Genomic DNA, 22,529 nt, shown 5'->3' with positions numbered 1-22,529 from the left:
CGCGTGACCACTCAACGTCACTTGGCGGCCGGGACCTCGCTGCGGCCGTAGTCGTCCTCGAGGCGGCAGATGTCGTCCTCGCCGGTGTAGGCGCCGCGCTGCACCTCGATGATCACGAGTTCCTCGGCGTGCTGGTTGGTGATCCGGTGCGCGGCACCCAGGGGAACGTCGACAGACTGGCCGGGGCCGGCCACGATGGTCTCGCCCTCGACGATGCAGGTGGCGATGCCGAAGATGACCACCCAGTGCTCCGAGCGGTGCTCGTGCGTCTGGTAGGACAGGCGCTGACCCGGCTTCACGTGTATGCGCTTCACCTTGTAGCCCTGGCCCTCGTCGATGACGTGCCAAGAGCCCCACGGACGCTCTTCGAAGTCGTGCGGCATGCGGTCAGTTCTCCCCGTCCGATCTGATGTGGTCACCGAAGAGCCTAACCGTATCCGCGCGCCCCCACCGGCTCCTGATGGGGGTGTGTCACATGACCTGTGCGCGCTGGTCTCAAGGCAGCCTCAGTGCCGGCTGGTGACCTCCGCAAGCGCGGGCCGGACGTCGGCGAGGTACACGAACGCAGCGATCGTGAAGGCCAGGTGGATCAGGTTGAGCGGCGAGGACGTGAGCATCAGCAGCTGGGCGGCGAACCCGAGGCCGGTGATGGCCACCCACGCCGGCTTGGTGAGCTTGCCCGCGGCCTCGTAGGCCTGGGGGGACCAGAGCAGCGAGTTGACGAAGGCAAACCCCTTCACCGCCAGCAGCACCACCAGCACGACCAGGGAGACGTAGTCCTGGACCACGAAGACGTTCACACCCATAGCGTATGCGAGCCGGAGCAGAAAGGACCCCCGGGCCACAAGCGCCCGGGGGTCCTCTCCTGTCGTCAGAAGAGCAGCAGTTGCTCCTCGTCAGTCCTTCAGTTGGCCGACGCGGTCGGGGCCTGCTTGGCGGCGGGCGCCGTCGTGGCCGCGGCCTGATTGGCGGCGGGCGCCTTCGCGGCCGGAGCCTTCTTGGCGGCCGGGGCCTTCTTGGCCGGAGCCTTCTTCGCCGTGGGCTTCGCGGCGGTCTTGGCGGGAGCCTTCCGCGCGGCCGGCTTCACCGGCTGCTGGCCACGGAGGCGCCCGACGAACGACTCGCCACGCTTGACCAGGTCGGTGTAGGTCCCGGTGGCAGCGGAGACGTTCTCGTCGACGCGGGCCTGGACCTTGGCCGGGACGGTCTTGGCCTCGGACTGCAGCCCGGCGATGCGCCTCTCGATGGCGGCGCGGCGGGCCTTGGCCTCGGTGCTGAGCGCCTCGACGCGGGCGTTGACGACGGTCTTCGCCTGGCTGCGGAGGGTCCTGGGCTCGAGCTCCGTGACGCTCTTCTGCACGTCGGCGACCTTCGCGGTCACGTCGGCCTGCACGTCCGTGAGCTTCTTCTGCGCACCGGTGACGTAGTCGCGCACCTTCTCGACAGCGAGGTCGGTGGCGCCGGCGCCGGCGTAGAACGGCTTGATCGCCTCGGTCTTGATGTCGAACTTGGCCTTCGCCATGTCTTCTCCTTCTGGGTGTGCCCGACCCTGGTGGCCGGGTCGGGGTTCAGTCCTGCGTGGGTGCCTCAGGACTGTCGGGGGAGGGGCCGTCGTCGGCCGCCCGCTCACCGTTCAGGGCGAGGAAGGAGGCGTAGACGTCGAGCAGGGACTGCTTCTGGCGCTCCGTGAGTCCGGTGTCCGCGAGGATCGCCAGCTCGACCGAGCTCCCGGCTCCGCGGGCGGGGTTGACGATGCCCGCCTGGATGTAGAGCTGGTCGGCGGAGATGCGCAGCGCCTTGGCGATCTGCTGGAGCACCTCGGCCGACGGCCGGCGGAGCCCACGCTCGATCTGGCTCAGGTAGGGGTTGCTGACCCCGACCTGCTCGGCGAGCTGCCGCAAGGAGAGGCGCATCGCGAGCCGGTGCTCCCTGAGGGTGTCGCCCAGTGACCCGACGACGCTCTTGCCGCCGTTCTTGCCACTCTTGTCCCGTGCCATGCCTCCATAGTGCTAACACTTGTTAGCACTATGCAAACTGAGAGTTTGTGATTGCCCGCACAGCCGGCGACCAGAACCTCAGAAGACCGCGCGGACCTCCCCCACCGGCCGGCCCCCGCCGAGCAGGGTGTGAGTGCCCGTACGCCGGACGGCCGCCGCGTCCACGCCGGGGAACTCCAGCACCCCCGACCGCTCCAGGGCTGCCGCCATCAGCACCGGCCGAGCCCGCGGTGCGCCGTCGTCGGTCTTCAGCGCGAAGGCGCGCCCGTCCGGCAGCGCGACGGCGTAGCAGGACTCCGCTCCCGCCTTGCCGATCGCACCAGGCAGCGCGGTGAGCAGCGTGAGCTCGTCGCGCCGGGTCCCCGAGACGTACGCCGGGTGCATGCGGATGGCCTCGGCCACCCGGCGTCCCGATCCGGACTCGGCAACGGCGAGGGAGCGGAACGCGCGCGCCAGCCCGGTGAGCGACGTCGACAGCAGCGGGGCGCCGCAGCCGTCGACGGCAACGGTGTCGACGTGCTCGCCGGTGAGGCGGCCGAACGTCTCGAGGATGCCCTTCTGCAGCGGGTGGTCGTGGACGAGATAGGCCCTGGCGTCCCAGCCGTTGACGACACAGGTGGCGAGCATCGCGGCGTGCTTGCCCGAGCAGTTCATCAGGATCCGCGACTTCTCGCCGCCGCCCCGGATCACGTCGTCCCGGGCCGCGTCGTCGAGCGGCCAGTCCGGCGGAGTCTGCAGGGCCCGCTCGTCGAGCCCGGCCGAGTCGAGGATCCGCCGGACGCCCTCGACGTGGAACGGCTCCCCGGAGTGCGAGGCGCACGCGAGGGCCAGGAGCTCCGGAGGCAGGTCGAGGCCCATCTCGACCATCCCGACGACCTGGAGCGGCTTGTTGCACGAGCGCGGCAGCATCGCGGTGTCGACCGCCCCCACCGACCACTCCACCGAGCCGTCCGGCGCCAGCGCGACCACCGAGCCGTAGTGGTGGCCCTCCACGAAGCCCGAACGCACGATCTCGGCCACCACGACAGGACTCGACATGGCCTACAACCTATCCGTGGGCAGTGAGAGGATGGCCGCCGTGTCGACGCCTCCCCAGCACTGCCCCTCCCCCCGCGAGCTCGACGACCTCGAGCTGCTCACGACCGGGGCACTCGCCCCGCTCACCAGCTTCAACGAGCCCGGCAGCGTGGTCACGCTCGACCTGCCCGGCGAGCTGGCCCAGGCCGACGTCGTCGAGCTGGTCGACCCCGAGGGCCTGCCGCTCGCCCGGGTAGAGACCCTCACCGGTGCGGTCACCCCGCTCACCCACGCCCAGTACGGCCCCTTCCGACGCCTCTACCTCTCTCCCGCGCAGGTCCGCGAAGCACACGCCGGGCGCACGTTCGTCCCCGTCGCCGACGCCCTCACCGAGGCGGAGATCGAGGAGGTACGCCGCCTGGGCCCCGTTGTCCTGCTCGCACTCGCCGGCCACCGCACGGCCGGGCTGTCGCCCGTCGCGCTGGTACGCGCCACCCTCGCCGCGGCCGCCCTGCTCGACGACGCCGAGGTGGTCGCCGCACCCCTCGCCGACCATGGTGACGCGCAGGCAGACCACGACCTGGGCGTGCAGGTGGTGGCCAGCTACGCGGGCCCCGACCCCGTCCACGCCCTGGCCGGTGGTCTCGACTCCGCTCGACCGGCCGACCTCGCTCGACCAGCAGACCTCGCTCGACCAGCCGACCTCGGGCGGTCGAGCGAGGTCGAGGCCTACCCGCCCGCCATCCAGGCCATCGTCGACCGCGACCGGCCCGCGCCCGACGAGCAGGGGCTGGTCCTCTTCTTCACCGGGCTCTCCGGGAGCGGCAAGTCGACCCTGGCCCGCGCGCTGATGGACAGGCTGCTGGAGCAGGGCGAGCGCTCGGTGACCAGCCTCGACGGCGACGTCGTACGCCGGAACCTCTCGGCCGGCCTGAGCTTCTCCAAGGCCGACCGCGAGACCAACATCCGCCGGATCGGCTGGGTCGCCGCCGAGATCGCCCGCCACGGCGGGGTCGCGATCTGCTCCCCCATCGCCCCCTTCGCCGAGACCCGCGCCCAGGTGCGCCAGATGGTGGAGGACGCCGGCGGCGCGTTCTTCCTCGTGCACGTCGCCACCCCGCTGGATGAGTGCGAGCGCCGCGACCGCAAGGGGCTCTACGCCAGGGCCCGCCGCGGCGAGATCCCCGAGTTCACCGGGATCAGCTCGCCCTACGAGGAGCCCGACGACGCCGCCGTACACGTCGACACCACCGGCCGCACGATCGAGGACGCCCTCGACGACGTGCTCAAGGCCTTGTGCGCCGAGGGCTACCTGGACCTGAGATGACCGCCGAAGAGGCGGCGCACACAATCTCTAGTAGGTTGCTCGCCATTGTTCCCGCACTGGTCGAAGGAGGGTCAGATGGCTGACCTGGTCACCATGACGGCGCTGTCGATCCTGATCGCCGGCTTCCTCGTCGGCGTCGTCGTCGGCCTGACCGGCATGGGCGGCGGGGCCCTGATGACGCCGGCCCTCCTCTTCCTCGGCGTCGGCGAGGCCGCGACCGTGGTCACCGCGGACCTGACCGCGGCTGCGGTCTACAAGACCGGCGGCGCCATCGTGCACAAGCGCGAGGGCTCCCCCAACATGCAGCTGGCCAAGTGGCTGATGATCGGGTCGATCCCGATGGCATTGCTGGGGCCCCACCTGGTCGCCTGGTTCACCGACGACGTCGACCAGCTCAACCACGTGCTGGTGATCTGCATCGGCTTCGCGCTGCTGCTCGCGGCGGCCACGTACGCCCTGCGGCTCTACGTCAACCTCCTCCGCGTCCGCTCCGGGACGCACGTCCACGACGACGACCCCACGATCCGGGTCGTCCCGACGTTGCTCGTGGGCATGCTCGGGGGCCTGCTCGTCGGCATCACCAGCGTCGGCTCGGGCTCGGTGATCATGATCGCCCTGCTGATGCTCTACCCCGGCCTGTCGGCGGTGAAGCTGGTCGGCACCGACCTCGTCCAGGCGGTCCCCCTGGTGATGGCTGCCGCCATCTCCAACATCGCCTTGCACGGCATCGACTGGGCGATCCTGGTCCCCCTGATCCTCGGGTCGGTCCCCGGCACCCTCCTGGGCGCCGCGCTCGCCCCTCGCGTGCCGCAGTCGATCATCCGGCGCGGCATCGTCGTCGTGCTGACGATGAGCGGCGTGGCCCTCCTAGACAAGTCCGGCTGGGCGCCGCTGGGCAAGGACGAGACCCACCCGTTCCTCATCGCGGGCGTCGGTCTCGCCGTGCTGGTCGTGCTGCCGATCGTGTGGGGCTTCATCCGCAAGTCCCAGGGACTGCCCATGTTCGGCTCTCCCACCATCGCCCAGCTCGAGGATCCGGACTTCGAACCCGGCCTGGTCGGGATGAAGCGCGCCGACTCCTGACCCTGCGGCTCAGGCAGGCAGCCCCAGCAGCTCGCGGCACTCGGCAGGCGTCATCGGCGTCCGCTGCGCCAGCTCACCGAGCGCCACGGCCCGGGACACCAGCTCGGCGTTGGACTTCACCGGCACGCCGCGCGCGATCGTGAGCACATCCTCCATGCCGACCCGCAGGTGACCGCCCATGGAGAGCGATGCCATCGCGACGGCCAGGGTGGAGCGCCCGATGCCGGTGGCCGACCAGGACGTCACGCCGTCGGGCAGGGCTGCGACACCGGCGACCAGCGCGGGCGTCGTACCGGGCATGCCACCGGGCACGCCCATCACGAAGTCGCAGTGCACCTTGCCCCCCGACGGCGGGCCGTGCAGGGCGAGCAGCCGGCCGAGGGCGTGCACCTGGCCGAGGTCGAAGAGCTCGAACTCCGGCACGATGCCCCGCTCCACGGCCGCCTGGTAGAGCTCGCGGACGAAGGGCCACGGGTTGAGGAAGACGTCGTCGCCGAAGTTGGTCGTGCCCATGGTGAGGCTGCACGAGTCCGGCTCGGCCTCGAGGACGCGCAGCCGGGCGTCGAGCGGGTCGTGGACCGAGCCCCCCGTGGAGAGCTGTACGACGAGGCTCGAGGACTCGCGGACGGCCGCGACCCACTCCTTGAGCAGCGCGAGGTCGAGCGTGGGCGCGTGCTCCCCGTCCCGGACGTGGATGTGGATCATGGCCGCGCCGGCGGCCTCGCACTCGGCGGCGGTGTGCGCGATCTCCTCCGGGGTGGTGGGGAGCTGGGGGCAGTCGGCCTTGCTGGTCTCGGCGCCGGTGGGCGCCACGGTGATGAGGAGGCGGTCGGCAGCGACAGTCATGGGTAACCTCGGTGGTCGAGTAGCGAGCGCAGCGAACCTCGGTGGTCGAGTAGCGAGCGCAGCGAGCGTATCGAGACCATCTTCACAGAAGGATCTTCCGCGTGCGAGCCGTCCTGCAGAGAGTTCTTCGCGCCAGTGTCGCGGTTGACGGGAAGATCGTCGGCGCCATCGACGAGCCGGGGCTGCTGGTCTACCTCGGCGTCACGCACGCCGACGGGCCCGCGGAGGTGGCCTGGTCCGCCCGGAAGATCTGGGACCTGCGCCTGCTGCGCGACGAGAAGTCGGCCAGCGACGTCGGCGCCCCGGTGCTCGTGGTGAGCCAGTTCACGCTCTACGGCGACGCCCGCAAGGGCCGCCGCCCGACCTGGCAGGCCGCTGCTCCGGGCGACGTCGGCCGCCCGGCGTACGACGCGGTCTGCGCCGAGCTGGAGCGTCTCGGAGCGCGGGTGGAGCGCGGCGTCTTCGGGGCCGACATGGCCGTGGAGTCGGTCAACGACGGCCCGGTGACCCTTGTCCTCGACTCGCCTTCCGCTCGCCCTTGAGGGTCTTCGGGGTCTCCCAGACGCGCACCCAGTCGACGTCCATGTGCACTGGCAGCTCGTCGTCCTCGATGTGCTGGAGCTCGTAGTCGGAGCTGAGCAGCGACAGGATCAGGAACTCGGGCTGCCCGGAGACGCCCTCGCGGATCCGGCGGGTGATCTCGCCGTCGATGCGGAAGACGTACTCCCTCGGCGTCCACTCGACCGAGAAGACGTGGAACTTCGACGACCAGTCCTCGCCGTACTGCTCGGGGTCGGCGATCCAGCTGCCCTGCGTCTGAGACTTGCCGCCGGGTGGCGTCCAGTAGACGAAGCTGGTGAGCCCACCCTGCGGGTGCTCGTCGCCGAAGTACTCGATGACGTCGATCTCGGCGCCGGTGCGGCTCGCCGGACCCGGCGTGCCGAGGCCGTAGCTCTGCAACCAGAAGGCGCCGTGCTGCCCGCGCGGCGACTGGAAGCGGATGCGGGCCGCCGCATAGCCGAAGCGGAAGATGTGGAAGGCCTCCGAGCCGATGTGCCCGTTGAGACGGTAGGCGTAGCGCTCGCCCTTGTGCGTGCACAGGCCGCGCTGGGGGTCGTCGAGGACTGAGAGCCGCAGCAGGCCGTCCTTGACCCGGACCGCGCGATCGTCCGCGCGGGAGCACATCCGGACGCCGGCATAGCCCTGGGCCCTGGTGACCCACGCGCCGATGGAGTCGACGAAGTCGTCGGTCATGGTCGGCGCCGGGCTGTCCTCCGCGGGGTCGAAGTGGACGCCGAGCGGATTGTCCTCATCGGTCGTCACTACCCGCTGCTCGCCCGACTCGGCGGAGGTGAGGCTGGCCCGGCCCTTGGCGTCCGTCTCGGCCTCGTCCACCACGGTCCAGCCGGCCTCGCCGTCGACCTGGAGCTGGACCTCGACGCCCTCCTCGGCCTCGTCCAGCTTCGCGTCGATGACGTACGCCGCGGCGTCGGCGGGCGCGGGATCCTCACCGGCGTGTGCCAGGCGGGGGTGCACCTCGACCGAGATGCCCTCGCCGTCGGCGTACGAGGACTCCTCCGGCCCCCCGGCGTCCGACCCGGAGCAGGCAGACAGCGTCAGCACCAGCGCAAGGATGATCCCGGGAGCTCGCATTCGGCCATATTCGCTGAACGGTGCAGGGACGTGCCAATTCCGCGCCTCCCCACGGGACTGTCCGGGGGCTGCGGCGGATGCGGCGTTCCCCGACGGCCTCGCTACGATGTGGGTCGCTGTCCACAGGAGAGGCCCCCCGTTCGTCATGACGCAAACCCACGCCGACTACCAGCTGAGTCAGCTCGACCAGCTCGAGGCCGAGTCGATCCACATCTTCCGTGAGGTCGCCGCCGAGTTCGAGAAGCCGGTCCTGATGTTCTCCGGCGGCAAGGACTCCATCGTCATGCTCCGCCTCGCGGAGAAGGCGTTCTACCCCGCCAAGCTGCCGTTCCCCCTGCTCCAGGTGGACACGGGCTACGACTTCCCCGAGGTGCTCGCCTGCCGTGACCGCTGGGTCGACCGGCTGGGCGCCAAGCTCTACGTCGCCAGCGTCGAGGAGGCCATCAAGAACGGCATCGTCGTCGACGACGGCAAGACCTCCCGCAACCGCCTCCAGATCGGCACCCTGCTCAACGCCATCGAGGAGAACGGCTTCACCGCCGCCTTCGGTGGCGGCCGCCGCGACGAGGAGAAGGCCCGCGCCAAGGAGCGCGTCTACTCCCACCGCGACGAGTTCGGCCAGTGGGACCCGAAGATGCAGCGCCCCGAGCTCTGGAGCCTCTACAACGGCCGCCTGCACGAGGGCGAGCACATGCGGATCTTCCCGCTCTCCAACTGGACCGAGCTGGACATCTGGCACTACATCGGCCGCGAGCAGATCGACATCCCGGAGATCTACTACTCCCACCAGCGCCGGGTGTTCCAGCGCGGCGGGATGTGGCTCTCGGAGTCCGAGTTCAACCCGTGCAAGGACGGCGAGGTCGTCGTGGAGAAGACCGTGCGCTTCCGCACCGTCGGCGACCTCACGCTCACCGGCTGCGTGGAGTCCGAGGCCGACACCATCGACAAGATCATCGAGGAGATCGCGGTTGCCCGCGTGACCGAGCGTGGCGCCACGCGTGGTGATGACAAGTTCTCCGAGGCTGCCATGGAGGACCGGAAGAAGGAAGGCTACTTCTGATGGCCGACAACACCATCGAGGGCTACACCGCGGAGAAGCCGCGGCAGATGGACCTCCTGCGCTTCGCGACCGCCGGCTCGGTCGACGACGGCAAGTCGACCCTCATCGGGCGCCTGCTCCTCGACTCCAAGTCGATCTTCGAGGACCAGCTCGAGGCCGTCGAGGCGACCAGCCAGTCCAAGGGCTACGACTACACCGACCTCGCGCTGCTGACCGACGGTCTCCGCTCCGAGCGCGAGCAGGGCATCACCATCGACGTGGCCTACCGCTACTTCGCGACGCCCAACCGCAAGTTCATCATCGCGGACACCCCGGGCCACATCCAGTACACGCGCAACATGGTCACCGGCGCCTCGACCGCCGACCTCGGCCTCGTGCTCGTGGACGCCCGGCAGGGCCTGACCGAGCAGTCCCGGCGCCACGCCGTACTGCTGTCGCTGCTCCGGGTGCCCCACCTGGTGCTCGCGGTCAACAAGATGGACCTCGTGGACTTCTCGCAGGAGGTCTTCGACAAGATCCACCACGAGTTCACGCAGTTCGCGACCAAGCTGAACATCCCCGACCTCGAGGTCATCCCGATCTCGGCGCTGCAGGGCGACAACGTCGTCACGCGCTCGGAGAAGATGACCTGGTACAGCGGCCCCACGCTGATGCACCACCTCGAGCACGTCCACGTCGCGTCAGACCGCGACCTGGTGGACGTCCGCTTCCCGGTGCAGTACGTCGTGCGCCCGAAGTCCGACGACTACCACGACTACCGCGGCTACGCCGGCCAGGTCGCCGGCGGCGTCCTGAAGCCGGGCGACGAGGTCGTCGTGCTGCCGAGCGGCATGACCTCGACCATCGAGGCCATCGACCTGTTCGACAAGGAGATCGACGAGGCGTTCCCGCCCATGTCGGTCACCGTCCGCCTCGCCGACGACGTCGACGTCTCGCGCGGCGACATGATCGCCCGGGTCAACAACGCGCCGAAGCCCTCGCAGGACATCGACGCGATGATCTGCTGGATGACCAACGACCCGCTGCGCCCGCGCCAGAAGCTCGCCATCAAGCACACGACCCGCTCCGCGCGCGCCATGGTCAAGGACATCCAGTACCGCCTCGACGTCAACTCGCTGCACCGCGACCAGGACACCAAGGAGCTGGGCCTCAACGAGATCGGCCGCGTCCAGCTGCGCACCACGGTGCCGCTGCTGTGCGACCCCTACTCGAAGAACCGGACCACCGGCTCGTTCATCCTGATCGACGAGGCGACCGGCGTCACCGTCGGCGCCGGGATGATCAACAGCGGGAGCTGAGTCCGCCTCGCGGCGGCGCACGCAAGAGCGAGAGAGTGGCGGTCACCCTGAGGGTGGCCGCCACTCACTTCGTGCGGCGGCGAAGCCGTGACAGCTCGGCCTCGAGCTCGAGCACCTTGGCGATCCCGGCGAGGTTGAGCCCGTCGGCGAGCAGGTCCCGGATCCGGTGCAGGATGGCGATGTCCGCATCGCTGTAGAGGCGCGTGCCCCCCGGCGTACGGTCCGGCGAGACGAGGCCGCGACGCTCGTAGACCCGCAGGTTCTGCGCGTCCATCGACGTCATCCGGGCAGCGACGGAGATGCCGTAGACACCCTCGTCCGGTCCTGGCATCGGGTCCTCCTCTCTGTGGTCTCGAGTCCGCCCGCGAGGAAAGTTGGGTCTTGATTGATCCGTCCGTCAGCGTTATAAGGAATATGTAACCGCTGATTCAGGTTACCTCGACTGCAGCAGCACATCAATCGAGTCGAAGGGAGGATCCGTGATGCTGCTTCGTACTACTGACCCGTTCCGCGATTTCGACCGCCTCGCGCAGCAGCTCCTCGGCACCACCAACCGCCCGACCGTGATGCCGATGGACGCCTGGCGTGAGGGTGACACCTTCATGATCGAGTTCGACCTGCCCGGTGTCGCCAAGGACAGCATCGACCTCGACGTCGAGCGCAACGTCCTGACCGTCCGCGCCGAGCGAGTCCCCAACAACGGCGACTGGGAGATGCTCGCCTCCGAGCGTCCTCGGGGCGTCTTCAGCCGCCAGCTGGTGCTCGGCGACAACCTCGACCTCGAGCACATCGAGGCGTCGTACGACGGTGGCGTGCTGAAGCTGCGCGTGCCGGTCGCCGAGAAGGCCAAGCCGCGCAAGATCGAGGTCCAGGCCGGCGGCTCCGAGCAGCGCACCGCGATCGAGGCCTGAGGGGTCACCGGTCCTGCGTCGGTAGGGACCCGGGACCGGAACCCGAGGGGAAGGCGGGGCCATTCCACGGGGATGGCCTCGCCCTCAGCAGTCGCAGTCCAGGCGGGCGGGCCGCCCGATCAAGCGGGCCCGCCCGCCTCGCTGTCGGCGGCGAGCGCCTCGACGTCGACCTCCTGGCCGTCGGCGATCTGCCGCGCGACGGCGTCCCGCTGCTCGTCGGTGAGGGTCACCCCTGCCTCGCGGAGCCCGTGGTCGAGCTCGTCGTGGATGGTCCCCTCGGTCGCGGTCTCCTGCCACGACCTCACCCGGTCGACCACGCCCCGCAGGGCCTCGACGCGTGCCTCCTGCTGGCTCATTCCACCCATGTCGCTCATGGACGTGCGGTGCCCGGGGACGCCGGGAGTCATGCGCGACCTTCAGTCGAGCGGTATCTCCTCGGAGTTTTCCCGGTCGACCAAGGGCGCGTCCGCGGGCACCTCGTGAAATGCGTCATGCGGACCCGAACCAACCGGTTCGGATCCGCATGACGGATGTGACGGGTCTCGATACGCCGATTCGTACCTCGGCGGCTACTCGACCAGCGAGGCGATCAGATGGCGACCTGGACCTCGGCGACCGAGCCGACGGCCGCGACGACACGGGTGTCGACCGGGTCGGCCTTCGGCGCCAGGGTGCGCAGCGTCCACTCGCCGTCGCCGGCGAAGAACCGGAAGTGGCCGGTGGCGCTGGTCGGGACCTCGGCGGTGAACTCGCCCGACTTGTCGAGCAGGCGCACGTAGGCGTTCGGCACGGGCTCGTCGCCGCGCAGCACCTGGCCCTGGATCACGGCCTCCTTGGCGACGTTGACGCCCTCGAGCGACAGACCGCCCTCAGTTGCTCCGCACATGCTCAGGCCTCCCCGGGCTCGTCGCCGAGGGCCACGGGCACGCCCACGAGGGAGCCGTACTCGGTCCACGAACCGTCGTAGTTCTTCACGTTCTCCTGGCCGAGCAGCTCCTTGAGCACGAACCAGGTGTGGCTCGAGCGCTCGCCGATGCGGCAGTAGGCGATCGTGTCCTTGCTCCAGTCGACACCGGCCTCGGTGTAGATCTGCTTGAGGTCCTCGTCGGACTTGAAGGTGCCGTCGTCGTTGGCAGCCTTGCTCCACGGCACGCTCGCGGCGGTCGGGATGTGGCCGGCACGCTGGGCCTGCTCCTGCGGGAGGTGGGCCGGGGCGAGGAGGCGACCGGCGTACTCGTCGGGGCTGCGCACGTCGACCAGGTTCTGCGCGCCGATGGCGGCGACGACCTCGTCGCGGAAGGCGCGGATCGAGTGGTCCTGCTCGGTGGCGGTGTAGGTGGTCTTCTCACGCTGGGGCAGCTCGGAGACGAGCTCGCGGGAGTCGAGCTCCCACTTCTTGCGGCCGCCGTCGAGCAGCTTGACGTCCCGGTGGCCGTAGAGCTTGAAGTACCAGTAGGCGTAGGCGGCGAACCAGTTGTTGTTGCCGCCGTAGAGCACGACGGTGTCGTCGTTGCTCACGCCGCGCTCGGACAGCAGGGCCTCGAACTGCTCCTTGTTGACGAAGTCACGACGGACCTGGTCCTGGAGGTCGGTGGTCCAGTCGAGCTTGATGGCGCCCCGGATATGGCCCTTGTCGTAGGACGTGGTGTCCTCGTCGACCTCGATCAGGACGATGCCGTCGGTGTCGAGGTTGTCCTCGACCCACTGGGCGGTGACGAGCGAAGACTCGCGACTCATGTGATTGCTCCTTGTTGGTGGTGAAAACTCAGTGGTGGGTATTTGCTTGGTCGGTGGTCGAGTAGGGCGAAGCGAAGCGAGCCCGTATCGAGACCGCGAGGAGGTAGAGCTCGCAGCCCAGACAGAACGCGAAGACCGCGTTGAGCAGGGCGGCGACGAGGGCAAGCCCGACGGCGACCTGGCCGACCAGCGTGGCGCCGGCGAGGAAGGCGACCAGGGCGGTCGCGGCGAAGGCGAGCCCCACTGCCTGGGCGAACCGCGGCGGAGCCGGGTCCTCCAGCTCGGTGGGGCGGCCGAGGCGGGGCTGCAGGACCGCCCGGTAGAGGGCGGCGTACGGCGACCTCGCGACGCCGCGCAGGGCCGCCACCGCGAAGACCGCGGTCTGTACGCCGAGCAGCGCGACGCCGACCGGGTGCGGCGCGAGCAGCAGCACCGCGGCCAGGACCACAGAGGTCACGGCTGCGGCGAACCGGGGCCCGCGCGGGTCGATCCCGGCCGGCCGCACGTCGGCGGCGGGCTGGGCGAGCGTGGACTGGCTGTCCGTGGACAAGGATGCTCCTGCGATCGAGTGGTCGGCCTGGTTGCGGCACGAGCCCGGGCGCTGCTCACATAGTCCACTGAACGAGTGGACTCGAGGCAGGATCGTCCGACGGGCTCGTCAGGGCATTCGACACAGCGACGAGCGCACGCGGCAGTGGTCCACTGCGCGGCGCCTGGTCAGCATGGTCGAGAACATGACAGGGACTGTAGGCGTCGGCGGCCTCGCATCATTCCCGCGTCTCACCATCCGGATGGGTGGATCGCATCGTGAGACGGGCTAGCGTCTTCCGCGAGCGCAGATGCCGAATGTGGTCCGCATCGAGGTGCGGTCGCCCAGCCACTGGAACAACGGAGCCTGGTGTGACCAGTGGCTGAAGACCTCGACGGCGTCGAAGCGCGAGCCGAGCAGGTCGGCGATGGCTTCCTCGTCCACGCCCTGGCGGACGGTGTGGTATTCGACGAGGTCGGACTCCTGGGTCTCGTCGTAGATCCCGCGCAGGCGCCGCCATCTCGTGGCCAGCCCGCGCCGATAGTTGCCCTGGAACAGCCGCCAGGTGAGGTAGCCGGCCTTGTCGGCGCGATGGGCCCACCCCGACATCCGGGGGTAGTAGAGGGGGTCCATCGCCGTGAACAGCAGGCCGCCGGGGGCGACGCGGTCGCACAGCCGGTCGAGGAAGGAGAGGTAGTCGGGGATGTGGTGGAGCACCGCGATCATGACGGCGAGGTCCCACTGCTCGGCCCGCTCGAGCACCTGCTCGCCGGTGGCGTCATGCAGCACCTCGACGCTGCCCGACCCCACGAACTCCTCGCAAAGCAGGTCGGCGCTCGCCCGGCTCGCCTCGGTCACCGTCACCTCGGCCCCGGCGCGGACGAGGGTGCGGGTGAACGTGCCGTGACCGGCGCCCACCTCGAGCACCCGACACCGACCCCGCGCCGCGAGGCGCTCCTCGACCAGGCCCGTCAGCCGCTCCTCGATCATCCGGCCCAGGTGCGTGTGCCGCAGGTGGGGCGAGCCCTTGGCGTAGTCGTGGCCGTCTGCGTGGCCGCGGTCCTGGGCGGCCACCACGGCCTCCAGGCGTGCGTCGTCGTGGCTCACGCGCCCCTCCCTCCACACCCGACCAGGATCTCCTCGAAGCGGTCGGCGCACCTCTCCAGGGCAAACTCCCGCTCCGCCAGCTGCCGCGACTCCGCCCCGAGATGGCCAGCCCGGACGGGATCCGCGAGCACCCCGCCCACCCAGCGGGCAGCGCCCGAGAGCGACTCGCGGGAGGGCGGCGCGACGTAGCCGCCCGCCTCCAGCACCAGCCCGGCCGCGAGGTTGGACTCCGGCATCAGCCCGAGCACCGGACGGCCGGCGGCGAGGTAGGACAGCGTCTTCGACGGCACGGAGAACTCCCCCGCGTCCTGCTCGAGCAGCACCACGAGCACGTCACCGGACCCGAGGACGTGCGGCAGCTCGTCGTACGGCTGGAAGGGCAGCAGCGTGAGCGGCACGTCCAGCTCGGTGGCTCGCTGGCGTACGACGTCGACGGCGGGGCCCTCGTTGACGACCACCAGGCGCACGGGCGTGCCGTCGTCGATGACGGCGCGCGCGAGCTCGGGCAGCAGGGCCGGGTCGTGCTTGAGGCCGAGGGTGCCGGAGTAGAGGAGGGTACGGACGCCGACCAGGCCGTGGCGGCGCGCCCACTCGTTGTCTCGCGGCACCGGCACGATCTCGTCGAGCGGCGCCCAGTTGGGGATCACTTCGACCTTCTCGCCGGTCCCCCACGACTCGTGGACGGAGTGGAATGCCGACGTGATCACGACGATCGCGGCCGCGGCGCGGGCCGAGAACCGCTCACCCAGCTCCAGCACCCGGGCCGCGAGCGCGAAGGCGCGGGAGAGCTTGGTGCCGGCGAGGCGGCGTACGGCGTCGGCCTGGACATCCTGGTGCCACAGCACCCACGGCACCCGCACCAATCGCAGGAAGGCCGCGAGCAGCACCGCCATCGGCACCGGCGTGGTCGAGACGAGCACCACGTCGGGCCGCACCCGGCGCACGTGGCGGACCAGGTCGACGCCCATCCTCAGCTCCTGGAGCGAGCGACGGACGTAGTCGGTCTTGGCGATCGAGCGCCCGGCGGAGACCGGGGCGTAGCGGACCGTGTCGTCCTCCGAGGCGGTCAGCTGGCCGTGGCCGGAGACGTAGGCCGCCGACCACGAGTGCACGACATCGTGGCCGCGCCTCGCCAGCTCGCGGCTCAGCTGGGCCTGGAACGGGTGGCCGGAGAAGTCGAAGACCAGGACTCGCATCCGTCGCGCGCCCCGGAGAGCGGCGCCGGTCACCCCAGCGACCGCTTGACCTCGTCGCGGACCCAGCGGTAGGTGCGCTCCATGCCGTCAGCGAGCGAGGTCGAGGGCGCCCAGCCGTAGCGCTCCAGGATCAGGGTGTTGTCGCTGTTGCGGCCGCGCACGCCGAGCGGGGCGTCGAGGCGGAAGTCGCGGTCGCAGCGGATGCCGGCGATCTCCTCGACGAGCGCGACCAGCTGGTTGATGGTGACCAGCTCGGAGCTGCCGATGTTGACCGGCTCCTTGCTCGCGCCCCCCATCACCAGCTGGGTGCCCTCGAGGCAGTCGTCGATGTAGGTGAAGCTGCGCGTCTGCTCGCCGTCACCCCAGATCTCGATGCGGTGCTCGCCGGTGATCTCGGCGATCGCGATCTTGCGGCAGATCGCGGCCGGCGCCTTCTCGCGGCCGCCGTCCCAGGTGCCGTGCGGCCCGTAGACGTTGTGGTAGCGGCCGACTCGGGTGACCAGGCCGAAGTCCTGCTCGAAGTGGTGGCACATCCGCTCGGAGAAGAGCTTCTCCCAGCCGTAGCCGTCCTCGGGCATCGCCGGGTAGACGTCGCTCTCGCGGAGGGCGGTGACGTCGGACCCGGTCTGCAGCGCGGCGGGGTAGACGCACGCTGACGAGGAGTAGAAGTAGCGCTCGACGCCGTGGTGGCGGGCGGCCTGCAGCATGTGGGTGCTGGTCAGCACCGACAGCATGCACGCGGCCTTGTGCAGCTCGATGAAGCCCATCCCGCCCATGTCCGCGGCGAGCATGTAGACCTCGCGCGCGCCCTGCGTGGCCGCTATCGCCTGGTCGAGGAGCGAGAGGTCCGCGATCTGGTTGTCGGCACCGCGATGCACCTGGTGCCACTCGTCCAGCGGCTTGATGTCGACGCTGCGCACCGACTTGCCCTGTGCGAGCAGGTCAGCCACGAGATGTCCTCCGATGAAGCCGCCACCGCCCGCGACGAGAACGTCCACCGACACGTCATACCTCCGTCGTACACGAAAATCCCCGGTCACCCGGGTAACGGCCGGCGTGAATGGAGGTCACTTTGCCACGCTGGTTCTTCCTTTCGGCAAGAAACCGACAAGACGAATCGAGTTGTGACATCCTCCCGCGGTCGGATGTTGGATGTGCGGATCGACAAGGAGGGCCGGATGCGGTCCACGGCGAGCCCGCCCGCACTGCCCTGGACCGACGGCGTCCGGGCGCTCGCATGCGCCGCGGTGATCGTGTGGCACGTCGTGCTGACGGTGCGCTCCGCGGCGGGGCTGGGCTCGACCGCCATCGTCACGGCCCTCGGCGGCCTGGCCCACTCCGCGGTCCTGGTGTTCATCGTGCTGTCGGGCTACCTGCTGGGCCGGCACTGGCGCGGCGGAGCGATCCTCCCCCAGACCTGGCTCTTCGTGCGCCGGCGCACCTGGCGGCTGGTCCCGACGTACTGGGCGGCCCTCCTGCTCACCCTGGGCACCATGGTGGCCCTCGGCCTCGACCACCCCGGCGGCACCCACTGGGACGTCGGCCTGCCGGTGAGCTGGGGCCGGACGGTGCTGAACTTCCTGATGCTCACCGACATCGCGGGCATCGCCACCTTCAGCCATCCGATGTGGACCGTCCCCTTCGAGTACCACCTCTACCTCCTGGCCCCGCTGATCGCGGTGCTCCGGTCGCGCTCGGCCGCCCTGGCTCTCGGCGGACTGCTGGTCCTCCTCATCGCGCTGAGCGGGCCACCCGAGCACATGCCGCCGTTCCTCGGGCTCTCCTTCGTGCTCGCCTTCTCGACCGGCTTGCGCCGCCAGGGCATGGAGCGCCCCTCCGCGGGGCTGGTCGCGCGTGAGGTGCTCCCCACCGTGCTGCTGGGCGGGGCCTTGGTGCTGGCGACCGGTGGCGTGCTCCAGGAAGGCGCCTCCCGCTACCTGGCACTCGACGCCGTGCTCACGCCGGTCGTGGTCGGGCTGCTGCTGCTGGGCGACCTCGGCCCCGGCACCGACCCGGCCCGCCGGGCCCTCGCGTCCGCGCCACTGCGGTGGATCGGTCACCGCTCCTACTCGATCTACTTGCTGCACGGGGTCGTGATCGAGGCGCTGTGGCGCTTCGTGGTCGCTCCCCTTCCCGACCCCAGCATCGCCTTGGATGTGCTGCTGCTCACGATCCTCTCCGCGGCGATGAGCGGGGTGCTGGGCGAGCTGCTCTTCCGCACGGTCGAGCAGCCCACGGCCCGCCGATCCGCCCAGGTCGGCCGCCGGCCTCGCGTCCCGGTGGGGGTGGCGTGAACCTCCAGCGTCTCCGCTACGACGTCCGCGAGCGCGCCAAGCTGGGCGTCCGCCGCGCGCTGCTCCGGGCCGACCTCGACCTGGGTCGCGACCCCTGGGCCTCGCGCGTACGCCGTACACTCACCGCCCGCGGTATCGCGGAGGTCCTCGACGTGGGCGCCAACGTCGGGCAGTACGCCGCGCTGCTGCGCCAGGCTGGCTTCACCGGGCGTGTGGTCTCGGTCGAGCCGCTGCCCAGCGCCCTGGAGCGGCTGACCGCGCGGGCGGCCGGCGACCCCCGCTGGGACGTCCTTGCGGCCGCCGTCGGGCGGGCGCCCGGCCGGGCGACCCTGCACGAGGCCCGCAACTCCTACTCCTCCACGCTGAGCAGCCCCACCGCCGCCCTGCTCGCGACCGACCCCGCTGCCGAGACGGTCACCCGCCACGAGGTGCCGGTGACCACGGTGGCCGAGCTCGTGGCAGCGCACGGGCTCACCCCGGCGAGGCTGCTGCTCAAGGTCGACACCGAAGGGCACGAGGGCGAGGTCCTCGACGGCACCGGAGACCTGCTCGACTCGGTCGCCGCGGTGCAGCTCGAGCTGTGCCACGTCGAGCTCTATGCCGGCCAGCTGCTGGCCCCCGAGCTGACCGCGCGGCTCGCGGCGCACGGCCTCGAGCCATGGACCTGGGAGGCCGGGCGGTGCGGGGACGACGGCCGGCTGCTGCTCTGCGACACGCTCTTCGTGCGCCGATGAGGGTGCTGGTCGAGGCCCTGGCCGCGGAGTTCGGGGGGATCAGGACCTACGTCGACGCGCTCGTCGAGGCGTGGCCCCACGCCTGCCCCGAGGACGAGGTGCACCTGCTGGTGCGCGAGGAGCATCCGGGGCTGCCCGGCCCCACCCTGCCCGGCGTGACACTGCACCGGGTGCCCGTGCCGGGCCCCGCCGTCGTCGGGCGGGCGTGGGTGCAGACCCGGGAGGTCTCCCGGCTCGCCCGCACAGTGGACGCCGACGTCGTGCTCGCGACCCTGCCCGCGACCACGCTCCGCCATCCGGGCCTGCCGCTGGCCGTGGTGGTCCACGACCTGCGGCACGAGCTGCGCCCGGGGCAGTTCTCCAGGATACGGCGCTGGCAGCGGTCCGCGGCCTACGGCCGGAGCTATCGGCTGGCCGACGGATTCTGCGCGGTCTCCCAGCGCACCCTCGACGACCTGCACACCCTGCACCCCGCGACCCGCGGCAAGCCCTCGGTCGTCGCCCACCACGGCTCGGACCACGTCGACTCGTGGCAGGCCGGTGACCGGCCCGGCGGGCACGCGGTCGCATTCGCGCACCAGCCCAACAAGAACCTCGACCTCGTCCTCGACGGCTGGACCGCCCTGGGCGCCGACGCCCCGCGGCTCGTGGTGACCGGCGTCGGGGCCGACCGCGACGCCGTCGCCACCGGGATCACCGAGCGCGGGCTCAGCACGGTGGAGCTCGCGCCGTACCTCCCCGAGCCCGACTTCCAGGCGCTCCTGGCCTCGGCGGGGCTGGTCGTCTTCCCGTCCGACTTCGAGGGCTTCGGGCTGCCGGTGGTGGAGGCCATGCGGCTCGGCATCCCCGTGGTGATCGGCCCGGAGCCCGCCACCCGGGAGGCCGCGGGCGGGCACGCGTTCGAACTGGCCGGCTTCACCCCCGGGGCGCTCGCCACCGCGGTCCGGGCCGCGCTCGCCGTCTCCCCGGCGCAGCGGCAGGCCGCGCGGACGCACGCGGCGACCTTCACCTGGCGGCGTACGGTCTCGCAGACCCGCTCACTCCTCGCCTCGCTGCTCTAGCGCGCCAGGGGCCGGCGAGAGCGCCCGCCCCAGCACGACCAGCTGCCCGCACAGGGCGACCGCCCCGGCCATCAGCAGCACCACGCCGGGCGCGGCGATCGTCCACCGGGGGAGCAGCAGCATCAGCATCCCCGCGAGCATCGTGGCCAGGCCGGCCAGCTCGCACCACGAGGCGGCCCGCGCCTTGCCCAGGCCGACCAGGATCGCGGCGGACAGTCGGCGCAAGCCGAGCACCACGCCGGCGACGACCAGGACACGCGCCAGCGGGACAGCCGGGGCCGCCTCCTGGCCGAACGCCCACAGCAGCACCGGCTCCAGCATCAGCTCGATGGCCACGCACGCAGCGACCCCGACGGCGAGCCCGCGCAGCAGCCACCGTCGTACGAACGGACCGGGACGCTCCAGCGTGCTCACCCGCGACCCCGCATAGCCGGCCAACGCGACCAGGACCACCACCGGCCCGGTCTCGAACGCCCAGCCGACCGTGAAGAGGCCGAGCGCGTGGTGCCCCGCGACGAGCCCGAGGAGGATCTGCTCGAGGCCGAGCGTGTCGATGGGAGCGGCGGTGGCGACGAGCGAGCGACGGCCGTACGCCACGACCTCGGCCACGTCGGGCAGCACACCGTCCGGCTCCGCGGCCGGAAGGCGCCTCGCCGCGGCCACGGAGACCACCGCCACGAGTCCCCAGCCGGCGAGGTTGAGGGCGAGCAGCAGCGGGACGGAGCCCACCCCGGCCAGGGCGAGCAGGCACACGGCGACGGCGTAGGAGACGGCGGGGACAGGCTGCAGCCAGGCCAGCAGCCGGTAGCGCTGGGCGCCCTGGAGGGCGGCGAGCCCGACGAGTGCGACCATCGCCGCCCCGGCGCCCAGGCCCGCCACCCCGGCCAGGAGCCAGGGCCGCCCGAGCGGCGGCCCGAGCAGGTTCACCCCCAGCACGGCGGCAGCGGTGAGCGCGGAGACCGCCGCGACCTGGCCGGCGAACCGGGCCTGCAGCCGGGTCAGCAGGTCGGCGGGCCGCAGCCCCCGGCGCGCGACGTACCAGGTCACCGCCGCCGGAAGCCCCAGCACGCCCACCTGGCAGGCGAGCAGCACGACCGCCCAGACCAGGGCGAGCTCGCCGCGGTCGGTGACGCCGAGCAGGCGCAGCACGACCGGACCGGAGACCAGCAGGGCGAGCTGGGCCACCAGCGAGCCGCGGACGACGGCGGCGGCCGGGTGTGCCAGACCGCCGCGCACGCGCCCGAGCACGCGAGCCCCGGCCACGAGGGTCGGCCTCAGCCCTGGCGGGCGGCCGCCGCGAAGGCGTCGAAGCCGTCCCGGCGGTCCGCCCTGGCGCGGTTGAGGACGCCGCCGAGCACGGTCGCGCGGACGGCGACCAGGCCGTCGACGGCGGCCGCGAGCTCGGGGCCGGTGGTGCGCTCGCGGGCGGCGACGACGACGATCCCGTCGACGTGGCGGGCGATCACGCCGGAGTCCGCGAACGCCCGCAAGGGCGGCCCGTCGACGACGACGACGGCGAACCGCTCCCGCAGCTCCCGCACCAGCAGGTGCATCGCGGACGTCGGGAGCAGCTCGCCCGCGTCAAGGGCAGGCGCCCCGGCGGGGAGCACGGACAGGTGCTCGGAGACCTCACGGAGGGCGTCGTCGAGGGTCGCCTCGCCGCGGAGTACGCCGGCAAGGCCGGGGCCGTCGGTGGGACCGAGCCGCTCCCCGGCTTCCGGAGTGCGCAGGTCGCCGTCGACGAGCACGGTGGCCCGGCCGGTCCGCGCGAAGGCCTCGGCGAGACCGGCCGCGACGAAGGTGGCGCCCTCGTCGGGTCCCGGGGAGGCGACGACGAACGCCCGGTGCTTGTGGCCCTCGAGCACGGCGCGCAGCTGCCGCAACGCCTCCGTCGTACGCGTCGGCTCCTCGTCGCCGCGGCCGAGGAAGGGCACCTCGCCCAGCACGCCCAGCCCTGCGACCTCCAGGTCGCCGACGCCCTGGAGCGTGCGGTCGAGCAGGTCGCGCAGCGCCGCCGCCGCGAGGCCCAGCAGGAGTCCGGCGGTGATGCCGGCCAGGATGTTGAAGGGGACGTTGGGCGCGCTCGGGCGGGACGGCAGCGTCGGCTCGTGCAGCGGCGAGACCTTGATCGTCAGGCCCGTCCCCTCGACGTCCTCGAGGTCGGCGAGCAGCTCGTTGTAGTGCTCGATCACGGCCTCCCCGATCCCCTGTGCCTCCTCCGGGGAGGCGCCCTCGGTCGCCAGGTCGATGACCACCGTGCCGAAGGGGATGTCGGTGCGCACCAGCCCCGCCACGGTGTCCACCGGGTAGGGCAGGTCGAGGTCGTCCTTGATCCGCTCGGCCATCGCCTCGGACCGGGCGACGGCGGCGTAGGAGGCGACCCGCTCCTGGGCGTGCACGCCCTCGGCGAGGACCGCCTCGATGTCGGGGTCGTCCGCCATGTTGCTCACGTAGAGCTGCGCGGTGGAGGTGTAGAGCGGCGTGGTCCGGAGCGTCACGAAGACGACCCCGGCCACCACCACCGCAGCGACGAGGACGATCGTGCGCCACCGGACGAGGATGCGACGCACGTAGTCGCTCAGGGTCATCGGGCCTCCACATCCTCGATTGCCGGGCAAGTATCACACCAGCCACTCCCACCCCGACTAGTGTTCCTACGAGTCGGCGAGTGGCCGGCGG

The 22,529-nt window shown here is 71.3% G+C and carries 26 protein-coding genes; 9 read left to right on the top strand and 17 right to left on the bottom strand.

The genetic code is table 11. The annotated features are described in order from the left end of the window. Positions 1 to 17: 17 nt before the first annotated feature. From DDE18_RS02455 to DDE18_RS02435, 5 genes are all read right to left on the bottom strand, one after another. Positions 18 to 383, bottom strand: coding sequence for a phosphomannose isomerase type II C-terminal cupin domain (locus DDE18_RS02455; protein WP_116570619.1), 366 nt, complete (start codon positions 381 to 383; stop codon positions 18 to 20). A 123-nt stretch (positions 384 to 506) separates the two neighbouring features. Beyond that, the gene (locus tag DDE18_RS02450; RefSeq protein WP_165820989.1) at positions 507 to 800 is read right to left on the bottom strand and encodes a DUF2516 family protein; all 294 of its coding nucleotides are present in this window, start codon (positions 798 to 800) and stop codon (positions 507 to 509) included. A gap of 104 nt (positions 801 to 904) precedes the next feature. Next, positions 905 to 1,522, bottom strand: coding sequence for a hypothetical protein (locus tag DDE18_RS22745; protein WP_165820988.1), 618 nt, complete (start codon positions 1,520 to 1,522; stop codon positions 905 to 907). Between the two features lie 46 nt (positions 1,523 to 1,568). Beyond that, positions 1,569 to 1,997: a helix-turn-helix domain-containing protein gene (locus tag DDE18_RS02440; RefSeq protein ID WP_116570616.1), complete on the bottom strand. Its 429-nt coding sequence runs from the start codon at positions 1,995 to 1,997 to the stop codon at positions 1,569 to 1,571. A 78-nt stretch (positions 1,998 to 2,075) separates the two neighbouring features. Further along, positions 2,076 to 3,035 carry an asparaginase gene (locus tag DDE18_RS02435; protein WP_116570615.1) on the bottom strand — a complete coding sequence of 320 codons (960 nt, stop codon included), beginning with the start codon at positions 3,033 to 3,035 and terminating at the stop codon, positions 2,076 to 2,078. Positions 3,036 to 3,075: 40 nt separating this feature from the next. Here DDE18_RS02435 and cysC point away from each other — a divergent pair, with 40 nt between their 5' ends. Both cysC and DDE18_RS02425 read left to right on the top strand, forming a co-directional pair. Continuing rightward, complete coding sequence (cysC, locus tag DDE18_RS02430) at positions 3,076 to 4,341, top strand: adenylyl-sulfate kinase (RefSeq protein WP_116570994.1); 1,266 nt, start codon at positions 3,076 to 3,078, stop codon at positions 4,339 to 4,341. A gap of 75 nt (positions 4,342 to 4,416) precedes the next feature. Continuing rightward, a complete protein-coding gene (locus DDE18_RS02425) occupies positions 4,417 to 5,424 on the top strand; it encodes a sulfite exporter TauE/SafE family protein (RefSeq protein WP_116570614.1) in 1,008 nt (335 codons plus the stop codon). A 9-nt stretch (positions 5,425 to 5,433) separates the two neighbouring features. Here DDE18_RS02425 and DDE18_RS02420 read toward each other — a convergent pair whose 3' ends face one another. Further along, positions 5,434 to 6,270, bottom strand: a complete 837-nt coding sequence (locus tag DDE18_RS02420) for a beta-keto acid cleavage family enzyme (RefSeq protein WP_116570613.1) — start codon at positions 6,268 to 6,270, stop codon at positions 5,434 to 5,436. A gap of 101 nt (positions 6,271 to 6,371) precedes the next feature. Here DDE18_RS02420 and dtd point away from each other — a divergent pair, with 101 nt between their 5' ends. Then, the gene (gene dtd, locus DDE18_RS02415) at positions 6,372 to 6,812 is read left to right on the top strand and encodes a D-aminoacyl-tRNA deacylase (RefSeq protein ID WP_116570612.1); all 441 of its coding nucleotides are present in this window, start codon (positions 6,372 to 6,374) and stop codon (positions 6,810 to 6,812) included. Here the strand turns inward: dtd and DDE18_RS02410 are convergent. After that, a complete protein-coding gene (locus tag DDE18_RS02410) occupies positions 6,760 to 7,893 on the bottom strand; it encodes a glycoside hydrolase family 16 protein (protein WP_133241132.1) in 1,134 nt (377 codons plus the stop codon). The genes dtd and DDE18_RS02410 overlap by 53 nt on opposite strands. Positions 7,894 to 8,068: 175 nt before the next feature. Between DDE18_RS02410 and cysD the strand changes: the two genes are divergently transcribed. Both cysD and cysN read left to right on the top strand, forming a co-directional pair. Further along, entirely contained in the window at positions 8,069 to 8,983 is a 915-nt protein-coding gene (cysD, locus tag DDE18_RS02405; protein ID WP_116570610.1) for a sulfate adenylyltransferase subunit CysD, read from the top strand. Beyond that, positions 8,983 to 10,281: a sulfate adenylyltransferase subunit CysN gene (gene cysN / locus DDE18_RS02400; protein WP_116570609.1), complete on the top strand. Its 1,299-nt coding sequence runs from the start codon at positions 8,983 to 8,985 to the stop codon at positions 10,279 to 10,281. The genes cysD and cysN overlap by 1 nt, the downstream gene beginning before the upstream one ends. A gap of 64 nt (positions 10,282 to 10,345) precedes the next feature. Here the strand turns inward: cysN and DDE18_RS02395 are convergent, their stop codons facing one another. Further along, entirely contained in the window at positions 10,346 to 10,612 is a 267-nt protein-coding gene (locus tag DDE18_RS02395) for a MerR family transcriptional regulator (protein ID WP_116570608.1), read from the bottom strand. A gap of 151 nt (positions 10,613 to 10,763) precedes the next feature. Between DDE18_RS02395 and DDE18_RS02390 the strand changes: the two genes are divergently transcribed. Continuing rightward, a complete protein-coding gene (locus DDE18_RS02390) occupies positions 10,764 to 11,192 on the top strand; it encodes an Hsp20/alpha crystallin family protein (protein WP_116570607.1) in 429 nt (142 codons plus the stop codon). A 119-nt stretch (positions 11,193 to 11,311) separates the two neighbouring features. Here the strand turns inward: DDE18_RS02390 and DDE18_RS02385 are convergent, their stop codons facing one another. The 7 genes from DDE18_RS02385 to DDE18_RS02355 all read right to left on the bottom strand — a co-directional run bounded on the left by DDE18_RS02385 (position 11,312) and on the right by DDE18_RS02355 (position 16,759). Beyond that, positions 11,312 to 11,599, bottom strand: a complete 288-nt coding sequence (locus DDE18_RS02385; protein ID WP_133241131.1) for a hypothetical protein — start codon at positions 11,597 to 11,599, stop codon at positions 11,312 to 11,314. Positions 11,600 to 11,781: 182 nt separating this feature from the next. Continuing rightward, positions 11,782 to 12,078 (bottom strand): DUF1416 domain-containing protein, encoded by a 297-nt coding sequence (locus DDE18_RS02380; RefSeq protein WP_116570605.1) that lies wholly within the window; start codon positions 12,076 to 12,078, stop codon positions 11,782 to 11,784. Positions 12,079 to 12,080: 2 nt separating this feature from the next. Then, positions 12,081 to 12,929 (bottom strand): sulfurtransferase, encoded by an 849-nt coding sequence (locus DDE18_RS02375; RefSeq protein ID WP_116570604.1) that lies wholly within the window; start codon positions 12,927 to 12,929, stop codon positions 12,081 to 12,083. Between the two features lie 28 nt (positions 12,930 to 12,957). Further along, complete coding sequence (locus DDE18_RS02370; protein WP_116570603.1) at positions 12,958 to 13,479, bottom strand: DUF4395 domain-containing protein; 522 nt, start codon at positions 13,477 to 13,479, stop codon at positions 12,958 to 12,960. Between the two features lie 267 nt (positions 13,480 to 13,746). After that, positions 13,747 to 14,565: a class I SAM-dependent methyltransferase gene (locus DDE18_RS02365; protein ID WP_211754369.1), complete on the bottom strand. Its 819-nt coding sequence runs from the start codon at positions 14,563 to 14,565 to the stop codon at positions 13,747 to 13,749. Further along, the gene (locus DDE18_RS02360; RefSeq protein WP_116570992.1) at positions 14,562 to 15,761 is read right to left on the bottom strand and encodes a glycosyltransferase family 4 protein; all 1,200 of its coding nucleotides are present in this window, start codon (positions 15,759 to 15,761) and stop codon (positions 14,562 to 14,564) included. Before DDE18_RS02360 ends, DDE18_RS02365 begins: the two co-directional genes overlap by 4 nt. Positions 15,762 to 15,790: 29 nt before the next feature. After that, positions 15,791 to 16,759 (bottom strand): NAD-dependent epimerase/dehydratase family protein, encoded by a 969-nt coding sequence (locus DDE18_RS02355; RefSeq protein WP_116570991.1) that lies wholly within the window; start codon positions 16,757 to 16,759, stop codon positions 15,791 to 15,793. A gap of 156 nt (positions 16,760 to 16,915) precedes the next feature. Between DDE18_RS02355 and DDE18_RS02350 the strand changes: the two genes are divergently transcribed. Genes DDE18_RS02350 through DDE18_RS02340 form a run of 3 tightly spaced genes read left to right on the top strand, consistent with a single transcriptional unit; the run spans position 16,916 to position 19,850 of the window. Continuing rightward, positions 16,916 to 18,055 carry an acyltransferase family protein gene (locus tag DDE18_RS02350; RefSeq protein ID WP_165820987.1) on the top strand — a complete coding sequence of 380 codons (1,140 nt, stop codon included), beginning with the start codon at positions 16,916 to 16,918 and terminating at the stop codon, positions 18,053 to 18,055. Next, a complete protein-coding gene (locus tag DDE18_RS02345) occupies positions 18,052 to 18,789 on the top strand; it encodes an FkbM family methyltransferase (RefSeq protein ID WP_165820986.1) in 738 nt (245 codons plus the stop codon). The genes DDE18_RS02350 and DDE18_RS02345 overlap by 4 nt, the downstream gene beginning before the upstream one ends. After that, the gene (locus tag DDE18_RS02340; RefSeq protein WP_165820985.1) at positions 18,786 to 19,850 is read left to right on the top strand and encodes a glycosyltransferase family 4 protein; all 1,065 of its coding nucleotides are present in this window, start codon (positions 18,786 to 18,788) and stop codon (positions 19,848 to 19,850) included. The genes DDE18_RS02345 and DDE18_RS02340 overlap by 4 nt, the downstream gene beginning before the upstream one ends. Here DDE18_RS02340 and DDE18_RS02335 read toward each other — a convergent pair. Together DDE18_RS02335 and DDE18_RS02330 are read right to left on the bottom strand one after the other, a co-directional pair. Further along, on the bottom strand, positions 19,827 to 21,113 hold the full coding sequence (locus tag DDE18_RS02335) for a lipopolysaccharide biosynthesis protein (protein WP_165820984.1): 1,287 nt from the start codon (positions 21,111 to 21,113) through the stop codon (positions 19,827 to 19,829). The two genes, DDE18_RS02340 and DDE18_RS02335, sit on opposite strands and share 24 nt — an antisense overlap. An 11-nt stretch (positions 21,114 to 21,124) precedes the next feature. Next, complete coding sequence (locus DDE18_RS02330; RefSeq protein WP_116570599.1) at positions 21,125 to 22,438, bottom strand: tyrosine-protein kinase domain-containing protein; 1,314 nt, start codon at positions 22,436 to 22,438, stop codon at positions 21,125 to 21,127. Positions 22,439 to 22,529 lie beyond the last annotated feature (91 nt).

Origin of the sequence: Nocardioides gansuensis, assembly GCF_003076135.1 — a bacterium.
Taxonomy (GTDB): Bacteria; Actinomycetota; Actinomycetes; order Propionibacteriales; family Nocardioidaceae; genus Nocardioides; species Nocardioides gansuensis.
Note: the sequence above shows the minus strand (reverse complement) of the source record. Positions and strands in the feature narration are given on the sequence as shown.